Genomic DNA, 15,769 nt, shown 5'->3' on the forward strand with positions numbered 1-15,769 from the left:
CCCAAACTCCCGAAAGAAGGAGGGGGCCTGGGGGAGTTCACTCCCCCGGCCTTCGCCGCCCTCGCCAGGACCTCAGCCCCGCAGCCCGGCGCCACCCGAACCCGCGCCGCCGGCCGGCGTTGCATCCGGACGAACCCCGGAGACCGCCCGTGACCCAGCTGACTCTGTCCGACCTGTCGCAGCGCATGGCGCAGATCGACTTCGCCATGCTCTCGACCCGCGCCGAGAACGGCAACATCGCCGCCCGGCCGATGAGCAACAACGGCCAGGTCGCCTACGACGGCGACTCCTACTTCTTCGCGCTGGACACCACCCACACCGTCGGCGAGATCGAGCGCGACCCCAAGGTCGGCCTCACCTTCGCCGGCAACAAAGGCGCCTCGGGCCAGCCGCCGATCTTCATCGCGGTGGAAGGCACGGCCGAGCTGAGCCGCGACAAGGCGCGCTTCCAGGACCACTGGGACGCCGATCTCGACAACTGGTTCGAGCAGGGCGTCGACACGCCCGGCCTGGTGATGATCAAGGTCCACGCCACCCGCATCCATTACTGGGCCGGCAAGGACGAGGGCGAGCTGACGCCCTGAGTGAGGGCGCTCCCGGCCGGCTCAGCTCGTCAGGCAGGCGGCGTTGAGCAGGCCGGTGGCGATCGAGAGCGAAGCCTGCAGCACCGCGCCGGCACTTTCCCGCCGCTCCTCCATCGCCGCGCGCCAGTCCGGCACCAGCCGCGTCGTCGCCAGGAAGGCGGCGAGCTGCGCCAGCAGGGCCACCACGCTCCACACCACCGCGTCCAGCAGGTTGGCGGAGTTGGAGATGGCAGAGCCGATCGGCAGGGCGAAGCCCAGCACCGCCCCGCCCAGCTTGATCGCGGCCCCCGTGTTGCCGCCGCGGATCAGCGTGATCTCGGCGTGCGGGGTGATGCGCGCGTAGATCGCGATCGCCGCCCCCAGCAGCGCCAGCGCCGCGACGAAATGCGCCAGGAAGCCTGGCAGGGCGGCGAGGCTGGTCATGCTGCGGAAATCTCCCCTGCGGGCGTGAAGGCGTGCGGCACGAAGCGGCTGCTGTCGCGCGTCAGCGGCGTGTCATCCTCGCGGATGCCCAACCCGCAAGGGCGGCCGGCTACCAGCCAGCTGCCCAGCACGGGAAAGCGGCCGCCGAATTCCGGCAGCTCCGCCCAGCCCTGCCAGACCCGCGGCTGCTCGCCATAGGGGCCGGGGGTTTCCGTGCCGTCCGGCAGGCGCAGGTTGGCACCTTCGCGGCCCCAGAAGGGCTTGCCGATTTCCCGCCCGCCGCTGCGGCCGGGTCCCAGGAAGGCCGGCAGCAGGTTGGGGTGGCCGGGAAACATCTCCCACAACAGCGCCAGGAAGCCCTTGCTGGCCGGGATCATGCGCCAGGCCGGCTCGATCCAGCGGGTGCCGCCGGGCAGGAGGCCGCCGAACTCCTCGCGTATCAGCCAGTCCCAGGGGTACAGCTTGAAGCCCGCCTCCACCGGCCGCTCGCCGAGGTCGCGGAAGCCCCGGCCATTCCAGCCGATCTCGTCCATGAACAGGAAGGGCACCTCCAGCCCCGCCTGCGCCGCGGTGTCGCGCAGGTAGTCCACCGTGCCGCGATCCTCGTCGGAATCGCGGGCGCAGCAGAAATGCACGCGGCCCGGCAGCCGCATCGCCGGCCAGGCGGCCAGCAGCGCCTCGTGGATGGCGTTGAACTGGTCCATCTCCGGCCAGGTGCAGCGCAGCCATTCCCACTGCACCACCGCCGCCTCGAACAGCGCGGTGGGGGTGTCGGCATTGTATTCCAGCAGCAGCGGCGGGCCGCTGCCGTCCCAGCGCAGGTCCATGCGGCCGTACAGGCTGGGCTCGCCCTTCCGCCACGATGCGGCGGCCAGCGCCCAGGCGGCCTCGCCCAGCCCCAGCACCTCGCGCCGGTTCCAGCGCACGGCGTGGTCCACCGCGGCGCGGCACAGGCTCTCCAGCTCCGCCGTGACGTCGTCCAGCACGTCCACCTCGGCGGCGGTGAAGTGATAGGCGGCGCTCTCGTCCCAGTAGGGCTCGCCGGCGATCTCGGCGAAGCTGAAGCCCAGGGCCCGGGCGCGCTCGCGCCGGTCGGGTCGCGGCTCCTGCGGGATGCGCCACATCGCGCGGCTCAGCCGCCGCCGGAGAAGTGGCTGGCGGTGCTGCCGAAGCCGCCGCGCCGGCTGCTCCAGGACGACCAGCCATAGCCATGCGCGCCGGAACCCGAGGAGGACGAGGCCGAGCCGGAGGAACTGCCCTCGCAGACCTGGGCGGCATCCTTGGACCCGGCCGCGCGGGCGCGCTCGCAGGCCTCGCGGCGATCATCGCAGCCCCCGGCCAGCAGAAGCACCCCGCCGCCGAGCAGCACCAGCCGCAGTTCCGTCGCTCGCCGCATCGCGGGAAGCTTAGGAAAGAACAATCGGCGTGGCGAGCCCATCCGTGCGATTCCCGAACGATCCGGCCGCTGCGCCACCGGAACTGCTCGTCCACAGGGTGCCCTGCCGGCGCGGCCCTTTCACCCCGACCAGCGGCGGCCTGCTGCCGCAGCCTTCCTTTCGGCCGCTCCTCGGCGGAAGCCCGCCTATCTCCGCCATCGCGGCAGCAGCGCCAGCCCCACGCCGCCGCAGGCCAGGGTGGCCCCCACCACCTGCAGCGCCGTCAGCCGCTCGCCCAGGCCCAGCACCCCGCCGGCGATGGCGAAAGGTGGGATCAGCAGCAGCAGCGGCGTGACCCGCGGCACAGGATGCCGCCGCACCAGCCGCAGCCAGATCTGCCAGGTGATCACCCCGCCCACCAGCGCCACCCAGAACACGGCGATCCAGGCGGTCAGCGAGGCCTGCGCTACCGCCTGCGCCTGGTCGCGCTCCGCCACCAGGGACAGCAGCACCGCGGGCACCAGGGCGATCGGCGCCTGCCAGCCGTTCAGCGTGGCCGAGGGCACGGCCGGCAACCGGCGCACCGACACGTTGCCCGCCGCCAGGCACAGCGCCGAGGCCGCGATCAGCCCGGCCCCCAGCAGGAACGGCCCGCTGCCCCCGGCCGGCAACGCCGCCCCGGCGGCCGAGAGCAGCACCACCCCCGCGAAGGCCAGGGCCGTCCCGGCCAGGGCGCGCCGGCTCGGCGCCTCGCCCAGGGTGGCCCAGCCCAGCAGCAGCGCGAAGGGCACGTTGAGCTGGTACACCACCCCCGCCACCGCCGCGGGCACCAGCAGCAGCCCGAGATACAGCAGGCTGGAATGCACCGCCCCCGAGAGCACGCCCACCGCCGCCACGGTTTTCCACTGCCCACCGCGCGGCACCGGCACGAAGGGCAGCAGCACCGCCCCCACGATCACCCAGCGGATCGCCAGCATCAGGAAGGGTGGCAGTTCCGCCAGGGACAGCCGCACCGGCACGACCTGCGACCCCCAGACCGCCATCACGATGGTTCCGAGGAGGAGATCGCGAGGCGGCATGCAGGGCAGCATGCCTGCCCCATCCGGGAGCGTCGAGGCGCGGAAGCCCGCGCTACCCACCCCCTGCGGCATGCCGGCCGCGCGTGCCGCGCCGGTTGCGCCCTGTTCGCGAAGCGGCAGCATGGCTCACCCCGGCCACCGCAGCGGGGCAGCAAGGGCCCGGCCCCGGGACATCTCCGCCCCGCTACGCGACTCGGCGTCCGACTCGATCGTCAGGAGAACGATTCGCCGAACGCAGCGCGAACGAGTCGCACCGTGAATAGCCTGCGATCAATCACTTGCCCCGAGTCGCGCGAACAGAGCACGCCGGCGTGAAGCCTGCCAGCACCACAAGCCCTCGTGGCGACTCGGCGTTCCGAGCCACCAGCGCGTTCGCAAGCGTTCCCTGTAACCGAATCGGAGGCTCCCGCGTTGCGCCCAGCTCGCCGGGACGACTCGGCGGGCAGCGCGACGCCGAACCGGGCCTCAGAAGTCGCTGACGCGGCCCTTGCGTTCCCAATCGCCGTAGCGCGTCGGCTCCGGGCCGGACGGCCCGCCCACCTCGCCCGGCACCGGCTTGGGCAGGGGCGGGTTGGCGGAACGCGACGCGGCGTCCGGGGGAGCCTGGTTTTCGGGAACCGGCGTGGCGGTCGGGGCAGGGGGGGAGGAGGTCTTTTCCGTCATGCCTCCCCATCTGGGGTGCGGCAGCGACAGGAGGAACCGCTCATGGCCGGCACATTGCGCACCACAGTCCTGCTCGCCGGGCTAACGGCGCTGTTCGCCGGGGTCGGCTTCGTGCTGGGCGGCCGCGGCGGCATGCTGGTGGCGCTGCTGGTAGCGGCGGCCACCAACCTCTGGGCCTGGTGGAATAGCGGCGCCGCCGTGTTGCGCATGCACGACGCCCGGCCCCTCGGCCCGGCCGAGGCGCCGGAGCTGTTCCGCCTCGTGCAGCAGCTGGCCGACCGCGCCGGCCTGCCGATGCCCGCGCTCTATCTGCTGCACGAAGCCCAGCCCAACGCCTTCGCCACCGGCCGCGACCCGCAGCACGCCGCGGTGGCCGTCACCGCCGGCCTGCTGGACCAGCTGACGCCCGAGGAGGTGGCCGGCGTCGTGGCGCACGAGCTGGCGCATATCCGCAACCGCGACACGCTGATCATGACGGTGACGGCCTGCCTGGGCGGCGCCATCGGCATGCTGGCGCAGTTCGGCATGGTGTTCGGCGGCTCCCGCGACGGCCGCGGCAACCCGGTCGCCACGCTGCTGGCCGTGCTGGTGGCCCCTTTCGCGGCGATGCTGGTGCAGATGTCCATCAGCCGTTCGCGCGAATACGAGGCCGACCGCGTTGGCGCCGCCATCGCCGGCGGCCCGCAAGGGCTGGCCAGTGCCCTGCTGCGCCTGGAAGACGCGCGCCACGCCCTGCCCAACGCCGCCGCCGAGGCCAACCCGGCCACGGCGCACCTGTTCATCACCAACCCCCTGTCTCGGGGCGGCATGGACAACCTCTTCTCCACCCACCCCAGCACCGCCAACCGGGTGCGCGCGCTGCTCGGCACCGACAGCCCCGCGCCCGTCCCACCGTCGCGCCGCCCCTCCGGCCCCTGGTCCCGCAGCACCCCACCCCCGGCCCGCCGCGGACCCTGGGGTTAGGCACCGGTCCGCCCAGGATCTGCGGTCCCGGTGGCTGCGGTTGGTCTTTGGTGTTCGGGCGTTGGCCAGGGGCGCTGCCCCTGGACCCCAGGGCAAAGGCGAAGCCTTTGTCCCGAGCCGGGGAGTTTAAACTCCCCGGACCCCGCGTTGAGTGCCTCCGGCGGGGGCGGGTTGGCACGCGCTGTCTCCGATGACCGCCGGTGGCCATTCCGCCCCCGCCGGAGGCACTCATGAGGTCCAGGAGCCTAAGCTCCTGGCGGGGTGTCCAGAGGGGCAGAGCCCCTCTGGCCCAGGCATGAACGCCCAAGCACCACCCGCGGCCACTGGACCCGGACTCCCACGCCGACCAGCACCGGCATCCCCGTGGGCTCAGTCGGCCGCGGCCTGGTCCGGGGCGGTGGTCACGGGGTCCTCGGGGGTGCCGGGGGCCTGGCCGATGGTGCGGGCGACGCTCAGCAGGGTGCGGCGCAGCCAGGCATGGCCGCTATCGGCTTCCAGGCGGCGGTGGAACAGCAGCGACAGGCGGGTGTGCGCGACCTCGATCGGCATCGGGCGCAGCGTCAGGCCATGCGCCGCGGCCAGCGTGCGGGCGAGGCGGGCGGAAAGGGTCATCACCATCTCCGTCCGCTTCAGGATCTCCGGCACCGCCGACAGGTGCGCCACCACGGCGCCGAGGCGGCGGGGATAGCCGGCCTCGCGCAGCGGCACGTCCAGCGCGCCCTCGCGCGAGCCGTTGGGCGAATGCAGCAGGTGCGGAAAGGCCACGAAGCGCTCGGCCGTCAGCTCGCCCTCGCAGAGCGGGTGGTCGTGCCGCAGCAGCACCAGGAAGCCCTCGGGCAGCAGCCGCAGCCGGGTGTAGAGGCTGGTCAGCTCCGGCAGCACGCCCACCGCCAGCTGCGCCTGGGCGGATTCCAGCAGCGCCTCCACGTTGGTGCGGTCGGCGTGGCGGATCGCCAGTTGGCAGCCCGGGGCCTCGCGCGCCATGCGCTCCAGCAGTGGCGGGGCCAGGATGGCCTCGGCGTACTCGCTCATCGCGATGGGAAACACGCGCTCGGCCGTGGCGGGCACGAAGGGCAGCTGCGCCGACAGAGTTTCGCGCAGCTGGTCCAGCATCTGCCCCACCGGCTGCACCAGCGACAGCGCCAGCACCGTGGGCTCCACGCCGCCGGGGGCGCGCAGGAACAGCTCGTCCCCCAGCGCCGCGCGCAACCGGTTCAGCGCGCTCGACACCGCCGGCTGCGACAGGCCCAGCCGGGCCGCGGCGCGGGTGACGTGCCGCTCGCGCGCCACCGCGTCGAAGACGCGCAGCAGATTGAGGTCGAAGGCGGACAGGTCCGTCACGGCCGGCCCCCGCCGCGGCGCGCCACGGCGCCGCGGGGAAGGGCGCCCGATCCGGCCGGGCACGCGGGCCAGCGGGGCGGACGGCGTGCCGGAGCGCGCAAGGTCGGCACGGCCGGGCGGCAGCGCGCCGCTTCTAGCGGCTCACGCCCATGGCCAGCGTGGCATCGTCGGAACGCGGCAGGTAAGTCAGCGGCCGCCGCGTCGCCCAGCTGTTCTTGTACAGGAACAGCGGGATGATCGCGACGTCCTCGGTCGTGTCGCGCACGGCGTCGCGGATCAGCCGCTCGCGCGCCGCGTCGTCGATGGTGGACAGGGCGCGGTTGATGCGCTCGTCCAGCGCCGGGTTGGAATAGCGCGTGTCGTTGCTGGCGCCGCGCCGCCGCGCCGCGTCATAGGTGTGCACGACATTGAGCAGCAGGTTGCCCGCCTCGCCCGAGGTGGAGCCCCAGCTTTCCTGCACCATCGAGAATTCCTGCCGCGACGCGCGCGCCAAGTAGGTGGCGAAAGGCTGCGCCTCCACCGTGGTGTTCACCCCCACCCGCGTCCACATCTGCGCCACCGCCTGCGCCACCTGCGCGTCGGCGACGTAGCGGTCGTTGGACGCGTTCAGCACCATGCGGAAGCCGCGCGGATAGCCGGCTTCCGTCAGCAGCTGCCGCGCCTGGTTCAGGTCCTGCGCCGGCGGCGCGACATCCGGGTTGAAGCCGAAGGCGCCGCGCGGCATCCACTGCCCCGTGGGCTCGGCCATGCCCTGCAGCACGCGCTCGGCTAGTGCCTCGCGGTTCACCGCCAGCGACAGGGCGCGGCGCACGCGCACGTCCAGCAGCGGGTTGCGCGGCAGCGGCTTGCCGTCCTCGCCGGTGATGAAGGGCGTCTCGCCGGTGCGGGAAAAGTCCGGCGACATGTAGATCAGCCGCGTGCCCTGCCGCTCTGCGATGGCGATGTTGGCTTCGCCGCGCAGCCGCGGCAGGTCGCTGGGCGAGGGCGAGGCGATCATGTCCACGTCGCCCGACAGCAGCGCCGCGGTGCGCGCCGCGGCGTTGGTCAGCATCCGGAACACCACGCGGTCCCATTCCTGCTTCGCACCCCACCACGCGTCGTTGCGCGTCACCTCGACCTGCGAGCCGGGCGTATAGCTGCCGAAACGGTACGGTCCGGTGCCGATCGCCGCCTTGCCGGAATTGAAGTCGGCGGTGCTGGCGCCCTCGGCGACGCGGCGGGACACGATCGCCACCGCGGTCAGGTCGCGCGGCAGGTTCGGCGTCGGCTCGCTGGTGTGCAGGCGCAGGGTCAGCGGGTCCACCACCTCCACCCGCTGCAGGTTGCGCAGTGCGCCGCCGAAGCTCGCGGGACTGTTGGGCACGCTCGGGGCGCGGGCGAAGGAGAACACCACGTCATCCGCGGTGAAGGGCTGCCCGTCGTGCCAAGTGACGCCCGGCCGCAGCTTGAACTCCCACTCGTTGTCCGACAGCGCCCGCCATTCCGTGGCCAGCCCCGGCTCCGGCGCGCCCTCGGGGCTGCGCAGGGTCAGCATGTCGAAGATGTGCCGGGTGAAGGCGTTGTTGGGCGTGGCGTTGGCGAAATGCGGGTCCACCGAGGTCACCGGCGCGGCCAGCCCGATCCGCAGGTCCGCCGCCCCGGCAGGACCGGCACCCAGGACGGCCATCGTCAGCAGGGCGGTGGAGAGAAGCGCGCGTCGTCGCATGGGAAACCTCGTCGGGGTGCCTTGCCGGCGGCAGGCCGCGGCCCAGCCTGACAGAACGGTGGCGGGAAGAAAGCCGGGGGAAGGTATTCCCCCGGACCCCCATCTATTTTCGGGAGTCTACGGGTGCCTTTCAGGGCACCCGCAAACTCCCGAAAAAAGGAGGGGGCTCGGGGGAGTTCACTCCCCCGACCTTCCCTGCCACCTCAGCCGTGATGCGCCATCCCCAGCGGCGGCTGCACCTCCGGCGGGATCGGCTGCACGAAGGGCGTTTCCGCCAGCCGCGCCCGGTGGTCGGCCTTGGCCCGTGCCACCAGCTCCGGGTCCAGCAGCGCGTCCACCGCGGTGCCGGCCATCACCTTGGCCACGTGCTCCAGCCCCTTGTGCGCCGCGGGCGTCTTGCCCTGCGCCACCAGCTGCCAGGAATGCCCGGGCGTCCCCAGCGCGTAGGTGGTGCCGCGCGCCTGCACCGTGGGCACCACCCAGCTGACCGTGCCGACATCGGTGGAGCCGAAGCTCTTGGGTTCCGGCGCCTCCAGCGGCACGATGCGCTCGCACAGCGCCTCGCCGGGAATGGGCGCGATGCCGGCGCGGCGATAGGCGGCGGCGATCTCCTCCGGCGTCAGCGTCGCCTGGATGGCGCGGGCGAATGCCTTGTCCGCCTCGTCGAAGCGCGGCGGGCCGAGCCGGTCGAAATTGTCCTGCATCGCCCGTTCCAGCGGCGCGTTGCCCACCAGGTTGGCGTCGGCGCTCAGCACGCGGTGCTCCACGCGCGTCTCGGTCATCAGCGCCGCGCCCTCGGACACCTTGACCACCCGTGCCAGCAGCGCCTGCATCTCCGGCAGCGTCTTCGCCCGCACGAGGTAGCGCACCCGCGCCCGGGCCTGCACCACGTTGGGCGCAATGCCGCCGGCATCCTGCAGGGCGTAGTGGATGCGCGCGCCGTCGGCCATGTGCTCGCGCAGGTAGTTCACGCCGACGCTCATCAGCTCCACGGCGTCCAGCGCGGAACGGCCGAGCTGAGGCGAGCCGGCAGCGTGGGAAGCGCGGCCGGTGAAGCTGAAGTCCACCTCCATGCAGGCCAGCGAGATCGCCTTGTTGACGCCCGAGAAGGAGGCGGGGTGCCAGCAGATGGCGATGTCCACGTCGTCGAACACGCCGCCGCGCACCATGAAGCCCTTGGCGGACCCGCCCTCCTCGGCCGGGCAGCCGTAGTAGCGTACGCGGCCCTTGATGCCCTGCGCGGCCAGCCAGTCCTTCACCGCTGCCGCCGCCAGCATCGACGCCGAGCCGAGCAGGTTGTGCCCGCAGCCATGGCCGTTGCCGCCGGACTCGATCGGCCGGTGTTCCGCCACGCCCGCTTCCTGGCTCAGGCCCGGCAACGCGTCGTACTCGCCCAGGATGGCGATCACCGGCCCGTCCTCGCCCGCCTCGCCCATCACCGCCGTGGGAATGCCGGCCAGGCCGGTCCGCACCCGGAAGCCCTCGCGCTGCAGCATCTCCCGATGCGCGGCGGCGGAACGGTGCTCGTCGTAGTTCAGCTCGGGCGTGTCCCAGACCCGGTCGCTGAGGGCGGCGAAATCGTCGCGCTTGTTCTCGACCAGCCGCCAGATGGCTTCGGTGTTCTGCATCGGGGTGAACTCCTGCCGGCTCAGTCCAGCCGGGCGATCAGGGCTTCCAGATAGGTGCCGTAGCCGGAATTGCGCAGCGGCTTCGCCAGCACGCGCAACTGGTCGGCGTCGATCAGCCCCTTGCGGAAGGCCACTTCCTCGGGGGCCGCGATCTTCTCGCCGGTGCGCTTCTCGATGGCGCGCACGAACTCGCCGGCTTCCAGCAGGCTGTCATGCGTGCCGGTGTCCAGCCAGGCATAGCCGCGGCCCAGCCGCACCACCCGCAGCGCGTCCTCATCGAGGTAGCCGCGGTTGACGTCGGTGATCTCCAGCTCGCCGCGCGGGGAGGGCGCCAGCGCCGCCGCCCGCCGCGGCGCCCGGCCGTCGTAGAAATACATCCCCGTCACCGCCCATTCCGAGCGCGGCTGCGACGGCTTCTCCTCCAGGCTCAGCGCGCGGCCGTCGGCGCCGAACTCCACCACGCCGTAGCGGTGCGGGTCCGAAACGCGATAGGCGAACACGGTGGCGTTGCCGCCCTCCGCCGCGGCGCGGCCCTCGGCCAGCCGCTGCTCCAGCTCGGCGCCGTGAAACAGGTTGTCGCCCAGCACCAGGGCGGAGGGGCCGCCGTCGAGGAACTCCTCCGCCAGCACCAGCGCGTGGGCGATGCCGCGCGGCCGGTCCTGCTCGGCATAGGTGATCCGCAGCCCCCAGCCGGATCCGTCGCCCAGCAGCCGGCGGAACAGCGGCAGGTCGTGCGGCGTGGAGATCACCAGGATTTCCCGGATCCCCGCTAGCATCAGCACCGTCAGCGGGTAATACACCATCGGCTTGTCGTAGACGGGCATCAACTGCTTCGACACGGCGAGCGTCGCCGGATGCAGCCGCGTCCCGGCACCGCCGGCCAGCAGGATACCTTTCACGTCGTTTCTCCCTGGGCACCGCCCGTCGGCGGCATGAGCAGCGCGTCCAGGCAGCGGTCCAGCGACACCCGCCAGTCCGCCGGCCGGATACCGTGCACCCGCCCGATGCGCCCGCAATCCAGCCGCCCATCCGCCGGCCGACGCGCCCGGGTGGGGAACTCCGCCGTGGTGATCGCGGTCACGCGGGGGTTGCGGCCGTGCCCTCGCGCGGTGGCGCCGGCCACGATGGCGGTGGCGAAACCGTGCCAGGTGGCGTGCGGCGCGCCGGTCAGGTGGAACACCCCGAAAGCCTCGTCGCCCGCCGGCGCCGCCAGCAGGCGCGGCAGCATCGCCGCCACCGCCTCGGCCAGGTCGTCGGCGAAGGTAGGGGCGCCGCGCTGATCGGCCACCACGCGCAGCTCGTCCCGCTCGGCGGCCAAGCGCAGCATGGTCTTCACGAAGTTGCCGCCATCCGGCGAGCAGACCCAGGCCGTGCGCAGGATGGCGCTGCGCGGCTGCGCCGCCAGCGCCGCGCGCTCGCCCGCCAGCTTGGTGACGCCGTAGACGCCCAGCGGGTTGGTGGCCGCATCCTCGGCGTAGGGCGCGCCGCCCAGCCCGTCGAACACGTAATCCGTGGAGAAGTGCACCATCGGCGCGCCGGTCGCGGCGGCCGCCGCGGCCAGCGCACCCACCCCGAGATTGTTCACCGCATCCGCCAGGTCCGGCTGCTCCTCGGCCCGGTCCACGGCGGTATAGGCGGCGGCGTTGACCACCAGCGCCGGCCGGTGCTCGCGCAGCGCGGCCGCGATCGTGTCGGGGCGCGTCAGGTCCAGCTCCGGCGGCTCCAGCGCCACGACCGCGTGGCCGTCGCGCGGCAGGCGGCGGAGGAGGGCGCGGGCCACCTGGCCCTCGCGCCCCACCACCAGGACCCGCGTCACGGGAACACCTCGCCCAGCGCGCTCAGGGGCGGCAAGCGGGCATCCTTGTCCGACAGCACCACGGCAGCGGCGGCGATCGGCCAGGGCACCGCCAGATCCGGGTCGTTCCAGGCCACGCCGGCGTCGCAGTCCGGCGCGTAGAAGCGGCTGGTCTTGTAAGCGACCTCGCAATCCGGCTCCAAGGTCAGGAAGCCGTGCGCGAAGCCCTCGGGCACGTAGAGCATGGTGCCATCGGCCGCCGACAGCTCCACCGCCACGTGCCGCCCGTAGCTGGCCGAGGACCGCCTGAGGTCCACCGCCACGTCCAGGATGCGGCCGCGCAGGCAGCGCACCAGCTTGGCCTGGCTTTCCGGCGGCTTCTGGAAGTGCAGCCCGCGCAGCGTGCCGGCGGGGGCGGAATGCGACTGGTTGTCCTGCACGAAGTCGTCGGCCAGCCCGACCCCGGCGAAGTCGCGCCGGCTCCAGGTTTCGGAAAAGGAGCCGCGGTTGTCGCTGAAGCGGCGCACCGCCACCAGCACCGGGCCGGGCAGGGCGCCCTCCGCCATCAGCGGCGCGGCGGCGACATTGCCGTGGCGACGGGCGCCGGGCAGGGCGGCGACTTCGGCGTGGTTCATCGCGCTCAGCCCGCCGTGCCCAGGCGCTGGCCGGCGTAGCGCCGTTCCTGGATCGGCCGCCACCAATCCTCGTGGTCGAGGTACCAGCGCAGCGTTTCCTCCAGCCCCGCCTCGAAGGAGCGGCCGGCGCGCCAGCCCAGCGCCGCCTCGGCCCCGGACGGGTCCATGGCGTAGCGCCGGTCATGGCCGGGGCGGTCGCGCACGAACTCGATCAGCCGCTCGCGCGGGCCGGCCGGGTCCGGCCGCAGCCGGTCCAGGATCGCGCAGATCGTCCGCACCACCTGCAGGTTCGTCCGCTCGCCGCGTGCGCCCAGGCAGTAGGTTTCCCCCGGCCTGCCGCGTTCCACCGCCAGGACCAGGGCTTCCGCGTGATCCTCCACGTGGATCCAGTCGCGGATGTTGCCGCCATCGCCGTAGACCGGCAGCGGCTTGCCGCCCAGCGCGTTCAGCGCCACCAGCGGGATCAGCTTTTCCGGGAACTGCCACGGCCCGTAATTGTTGGTGGTGTTGGAAACGAAGGCCGGCAGCCCGTAGGTGTGCTGCCAGGCCCGCACCAGGTGGTCCGAGGCCGCCTTGGACGCCGCGTAGGGCGAACGCGGGTCGTAGCGCGTGCCGGCGTGGAAGGGCGGATCGCCCGGTTCCAGCGCGCCGAACACCTCGTCGGTGGAGATGTGGTGGAAGCGGAAAGCGTCGCGCCCGGCGGCGTCCAGCCCGGCCCAGTGTTCCCGCGCCGCTTCCAGCATGGACAGCGTCCCCGACACGTTGGTGCTGACGAACTCCGCCGGCCCGTCGATGGAGCGGTCCACGTGGCTCTCGGCCGCCAGGTGCATCACCGCTTCCGGCCGGAACGTCGCGAAAGCCTCGCGCACCGCCCGCCCGTCGCGGATATCGGCCTCCAGCAGCCGGTGCCGCGGGTCGGCCAGCGCCTCGCCCAGCGCTTCCGGGCTGGCGGCATAGGTGCGCGCGTCCAGCGTCAGCACCGCGTGCCCGGTGGCGCCGATCAGGCGGCGAACCACGGCCGATCCGATGAAGCCCAGGCCGCCGGTGACGAGAATGCGCATGGGCCGCTGATAATGCCTCCCCAGGGGCCTGAACAGCACCGTCGCGCTTCGGCGTGCCGGCCGCGGCCCGGGGAGGCAGCGCCTCCCGGCCCCGGCCCGAACACCCCGGGGCGCCCTCAGCCCCGCAGGGCGCGCAGCAACCCGCGCAGCCCCGTCAGGGCGGCGGTCCCGGACGCGGCCGGCCCGGCCTCCGCCGCCGGGGCCGGTGCGGCCGCGGGCGACGGCGCCGCCAGGCCGGGCCAGTCGGAATAGGCGATCCGCGCCGCCTGGGCGTCGGTCAGCGGCGCCAGCGGCACCTCGCGGCGGCGGGCCACCACGCTGGTGTGGTAGTGCGGGATCACGCCGCTGCGGGTCAGCAGCTGCTCGATCAGCACGATCAGCTGCGCCACCGTCTGGTCCTTGGGGTCGGCGAAGTCGAAGTTCGGCAGGATGCCCGTGAAGAAGGGCCGCATGATCGTGCCGCCGTAATCCGCCCGGTCCAGCACCTCGAACCACTGGTAGGTCAGCGGCAGGATGCGCGACGCGTGCACGCCTTCGGACGGGTCGTGCCCCAGCATCCATTCCAGCGACGGCCGCGGCACCATCTCGCGCGTGTGTTTGGCCAGCACGTCCCAGCGGTACTGCGGCGCCAGGCAGGCGTTGATCTCGTCCATGATGGCGATCACCTCGGGGTGGTAGAGGTGATGGTCGGGCCCGACATACTCGTCGTAGACCAGCAGGCCGCCGGGCCGCAGCACCCGGTGCATCAGCGCGTACATCTCGTCGATGCGGTCGAAGTGGTGGATCGCCGCCTGCACGAACACCGCGTCGAAGGCCCCGTCCGGCAGGTTCTCCTCCAGCACGTCGGCCGAGCGCATCTCGATCCGGTCGGACAGCCCGGATTCCGCGAAGCGGATGCGCGCCTTCTCCACCGCCGAGCCCGACATTTCGTAGGCGGTGATGTGCTGCGCGTAGTTGTGGCGCAGCAGGTGCTCCTCCACGAAGGCCATGCCGGAACCGATGGCCAGCATCCGCGCCGGCGGCGGCGTCAGGAACTGCCGGCCCACGCGGTCGAGGTTGTAGCCCTCCAGCGCCCCGGTCTGCGGCCGGGCGATGGCGCGCTCGTACAGGAACTTGTGCTGCGTGTAGTCGATGGGATCGCCTTCCACCACGGGCTGCGAGCCGACATGCTCGCCGCCCTCGTAGCGCTGATCCCAGATGCTGGTGGCATCCACCGCCGGCTTGTCGGTCATATCGGGGCTCCAGAAGATCGGGTGCCGGCCCCGCGGGTCGCGCGGGCCGCGGCGCATGCGGTGCGAAACGGCGCCTGCGGCCGCGCCGGGCCGCGCGGCGTCAGGACGGGATGGACACGTTCTCCCCGGCGGCCATCGCGGGCCCGGGCGGGCGGCCCGGCCCCGTCCGGCCCGCCGCGGCGTCCGCCCGCCGCCGGCCCGGCCAGCGCAGCAGCCCCTCGGGCTTGAGGCGCAGCGCCGGCTTTTCCACCAGGTGCCAGGACAGGAAGGCCAGCGGCAGGGTCAGCAGCACGCAGAGCGGGATGGCGTAGGGGTTTCCCGGCCACAGGTGCAGCACCAGCTGCTGCATCGGGAAGGCATACAGGTACAGCCCGTAGCTGAGGTCGCCGAAGCGCGCCGCGCGGCGCAGCACCGGCATGGACATCCGCCCGAAGCAGATCACCATGTAGGGCAGGGTGAACCATTCCAGCGGCACGTTCCACCAGGAGAACCAGCTCGCGAAGCTCCAGTTCAGCGTGAAGCACAGCAGCGCGACATCCGCCCGGTACAGTTCGCGCCCCGGCCGCTCCAGCAGGCGGAACAGGGCGCCGGCGAAGAAGAAGGGGAACTGCACCAGCACGTATTTCAGGTCGGCGTTGTAGAAGACGATGCCTTCGCCGGTGTAGCCCTCGAACAGCCACAGCCCCAGGCTGCCCAGCAGCACCGCGCCGATCGCCAGCCCCCAGAAGCGCGGCCGCGGCGGCAGCAGCGCGAAGAGCGGCACCGTCAGGTAGCACAGCGCTTCCGGCAGTAGGCTCCAGAGCGAGCCGTTGACGACGCCGCTGTAGTGCAGCTCCTCGAACACCCGCGGCAGGTACAGGCGCTGGTACAGCGCGATGTTGGCCAGGTACTTGTAGGTGTTGCCGTTGGTGAAGTAGCGCTCCGGCGACAGCACCGTCACCAGCGGCCCCAGCACCAGGGCGGTCAGCACCACGCAGGCCGCCAGCCCGGGCAGCAGCCGCAGCACGCGCTTGGCCAGAAAGGTCGGCAGATCCGGCGTGCGGTACCAGCTGGCGGTCACCAAGTAGCCGCTGATGGCGAAGAAGATGTCCAGCCCGATGCGCGCGAAGGGCACGCCCCACAAGCCGGGGCCGATGCCGCCGGTGATGTTGAAGCCGTGGCCGTAGATCACCATCAGGGCGGCATAGACGCGCAGCGCATCGAAGTTGTTGTGGCGCGTGTCGTTCATCGCGCGGCGCGTCCCCCCGCGGGCGGGCCGCCCGGCGCCCCTCGGGCTATATCGCC

General features: G+C 72.7%; 16 protein-coding genes. 2 read left to right on the top strand and 14 right to left on the bottom strand.

The features are described from left to right. Window positions 1–149: 149 nt before the first annotated feature. Window positions 150–584: a pyridoxamine 5'-phosphate oxidase family protein gene (locus ACLIBK_RS09380; RefSeq protein ID WP_415386985.1), complete on the top strand. Its 435-nt coding sequence runs from the start codon at window positions 150–152 to the stop codon at window positions 582–584. 21 nt (window positions 585–605) lie between these two features. Here the strand turns inward: ACLIBK_RS09380 and ACLIBK_RS09385 are convergent, their stop codons facing one another. The 5 genes from ACLIBK_RS09385 to ACLIBK_RS09405 form a co-directional block, all read right to left on the bottom strand. After that, on the bottom strand, window positions 606–1,007 hold the full coding sequence (locus tag ACLIBK_RS09385; protein WP_415386986.1) for a DUF350 domain-containing protein: 402 nt from the start codon (window positions 1,005–1,007) through the stop codon (window positions 606–608). Further along, window positions 1,004–2,131: a glutathionylspermidine synthase family protein gene (locus ACLIBK_RS09390; protein ID WP_415386987.1), complete on the bottom strand. Its 1,128-nt coding sequence runs from the start codon at window positions 2,129–2,131 to the stop codon at window positions 1,004–1,006. The genes ACLIBK_RS09385 and ACLIBK_RS09390 overlap by 4 nt, the downstream gene beginning before the upstream one ends. A gap of 8 nt (window positions 2,132–2,139) precedes the next feature. Next, window positions 2,140–2,403, bottom strand: a complete 264-nt coding sequence (locus tag ACLIBK_RS09395) for a hypothetical protein (protein ID WP_415386988.1) — start codon at window positions 2,401–2,403, stop codon at window positions 2,140–2,142. A 186-nt stretch (window positions 2,404–2,589) separates the two neighbouring features. Next, window positions 2,590–3,462: a DMT family transporter gene (locus ACLIBK_RS09400; protein WP_415386989.1), complete on the bottom strand. Its 873-nt coding sequence runs from the start codon at window positions 3,460–3,462 to the stop codon at window positions 2,590–2,592. 465 nt (window positions 3,463–3,927) lie between these two features. Then, window positions 3,928–4,125 carry a succinate dehydrogenase assembly factor 4 gene (locus ACLIBK_RS09405; protein ID WP_415386990.1) on the bottom strand — a complete coding sequence of 66 codons (198 nt, stop codon included), beginning with the start codon at window positions 4,123–4,125 and terminating at the stop codon, window positions 3,928–3,930. A 42-nt stretch (window positions 4,126–4,167) separates the two neighbouring features. On the opposite strand from ACLIBK_RS09405, the gene htpX reads away from it, so the two are divergent. Then, window positions 4,168–5,088 carry a zinc metalloprotease HtpX gene (htpX, locus tag ACLIBK_RS09410; protein WP_415386991.1) on the top strand — a complete coding sequence of 307 codons (921 nt, stop codon included), beginning with the start codon at window positions 4,168–4,170 and terminating at the stop codon, window positions 5,086–5,088. A 369-nt stretch (window positions 5,089–5,457) separates the two neighbouring features. Here the strand turns inward: htpX and ACLIBK_RS09415 are convergent, their stop codons facing one another. From ACLIBK_RS09415 to ACLIBK_RS09455, 9 genes are all read right to left on the bottom strand, one after another. Beyond that, a complete protein-coding gene (locus tag ACLIBK_RS09415; protein WP_415386992.1) occupies window positions 5,458–6,429 on the bottom strand; it encodes a LysR family transcriptional regulator in 972 nt (323 codons plus the stop codon). A 133-nt stretch (window positions 6,430–6,562) separates the two neighbouring features. After that, window positions 6,563–8,134: an ABC transporter substrate-binding protein gene (locus ACLIBK_RS09420; RefSeq protein ID WP_415386993.1), complete on the bottom strand. Its 1,572-nt coding sequence runs from the start codon at window positions 8,132–8,134 to the stop codon at window positions 6,563–6,565. A gap of 203 nt (window positions 8,135–8,337) precedes the next feature. Next, window positions 8,338–9,762, bottom strand: a complete 1,425-nt coding sequence (locus tag ACLIBK_RS09425) for a M20 family metallopeptidase (RefSeq protein ID WP_415386994.1) — start codon at window positions 9,760–9,762, stop codon at window positions 8,338–8,340. A 20-nt stretch (window positions 9,763–9,782) separates the two neighbouring features. Then, window positions 9,783–10,661, bottom strand: coding sequence for a glucose-1-phosphate thymidylyltransferase RfbA (gene rfbA, locus ACLIBK_RS09430; protein WP_415386995.1), 879 nt, complete (start codon window positions 10,659–10,661; stop codon window positions 9,783–9,785). After that, the gene (gene rfbD / locus ACLIBK_RS09435) at window positions 10,658–11,578 is read right to left on the bottom strand and encodes a dTDP-4-dehydrorhamnose reductase (RefSeq protein WP_415386996.1); all 921 of its coding nucleotides are present in this window, start codon (window positions 11,576–11,578) and stop codon (window positions 10,658–10,660) included. The genes rfbA and rfbD overlap by 4 nt, the downstream gene beginning before the upstream one ends. Further along, window positions 11,575–12,192 (bottom strand): dTDP-4-dehydrorhamnose 3,5-epimerase, encoded by a 618-nt coding sequence (gene rfbC / locus ACLIBK_RS09440; RefSeq protein WP_415386997.1) that lies wholly within the window; start codon window positions 12,190–12,192, stop codon window positions 11,575–11,577. Before rfbC ends, rfbD begins: the two co-directional genes overlap by 4 nt. A gap of 5 nt (window positions 12,193–12,197) precedes the next feature. Further along, complete coding sequence (gene rfbB / locus ACLIBK_RS09445; protein WP_415386998.1) at window positions 12,198–13,253, bottom strand: dTDP-glucose 4,6-dehydratase; 1,056 nt, start codon at window positions 13,251–13,253, stop codon at window positions 12,198–12,200. A gap of 116 nt (window positions 13,254–13,369) precedes the next feature. Further along, window positions 13,370–14,485 (bottom strand): class I SAM-dependent methyltransferase, encoded by a 1,116-nt coding sequence (locus ACLIBK_RS09450; RefSeq protein ID WP_415386999.1) that lies wholly within the window; start codon window positions 14,483–14,485, stop codon window positions 13,370–13,372. A gap of 100 nt (window positions 14,486–14,585) precedes the next feature. After that, the gene (locus ACLIBK_RS09455; protein WP_415387000.1) at window positions 14,586–15,713 is read right to left on the bottom strand and encodes an acyltransferase family protein; all 1,128 of its coding nucleotides are present in this window, start codon (window positions 15,711–15,713) and stop codon (window positions 14,586–14,588) included. Window positions 15,714–15,769 lie beyond the last annotated feature (56 nt).

Origin of the sequence: Roseomonas sp. BN140053, from assembly GCF_047690175.1 — a bacterium.
Lineage (GTDB): Bacteria > Pseudomonadota > Alphaproteobacteria > Acetobacterales > Acetobacteraceae > Roseomonas.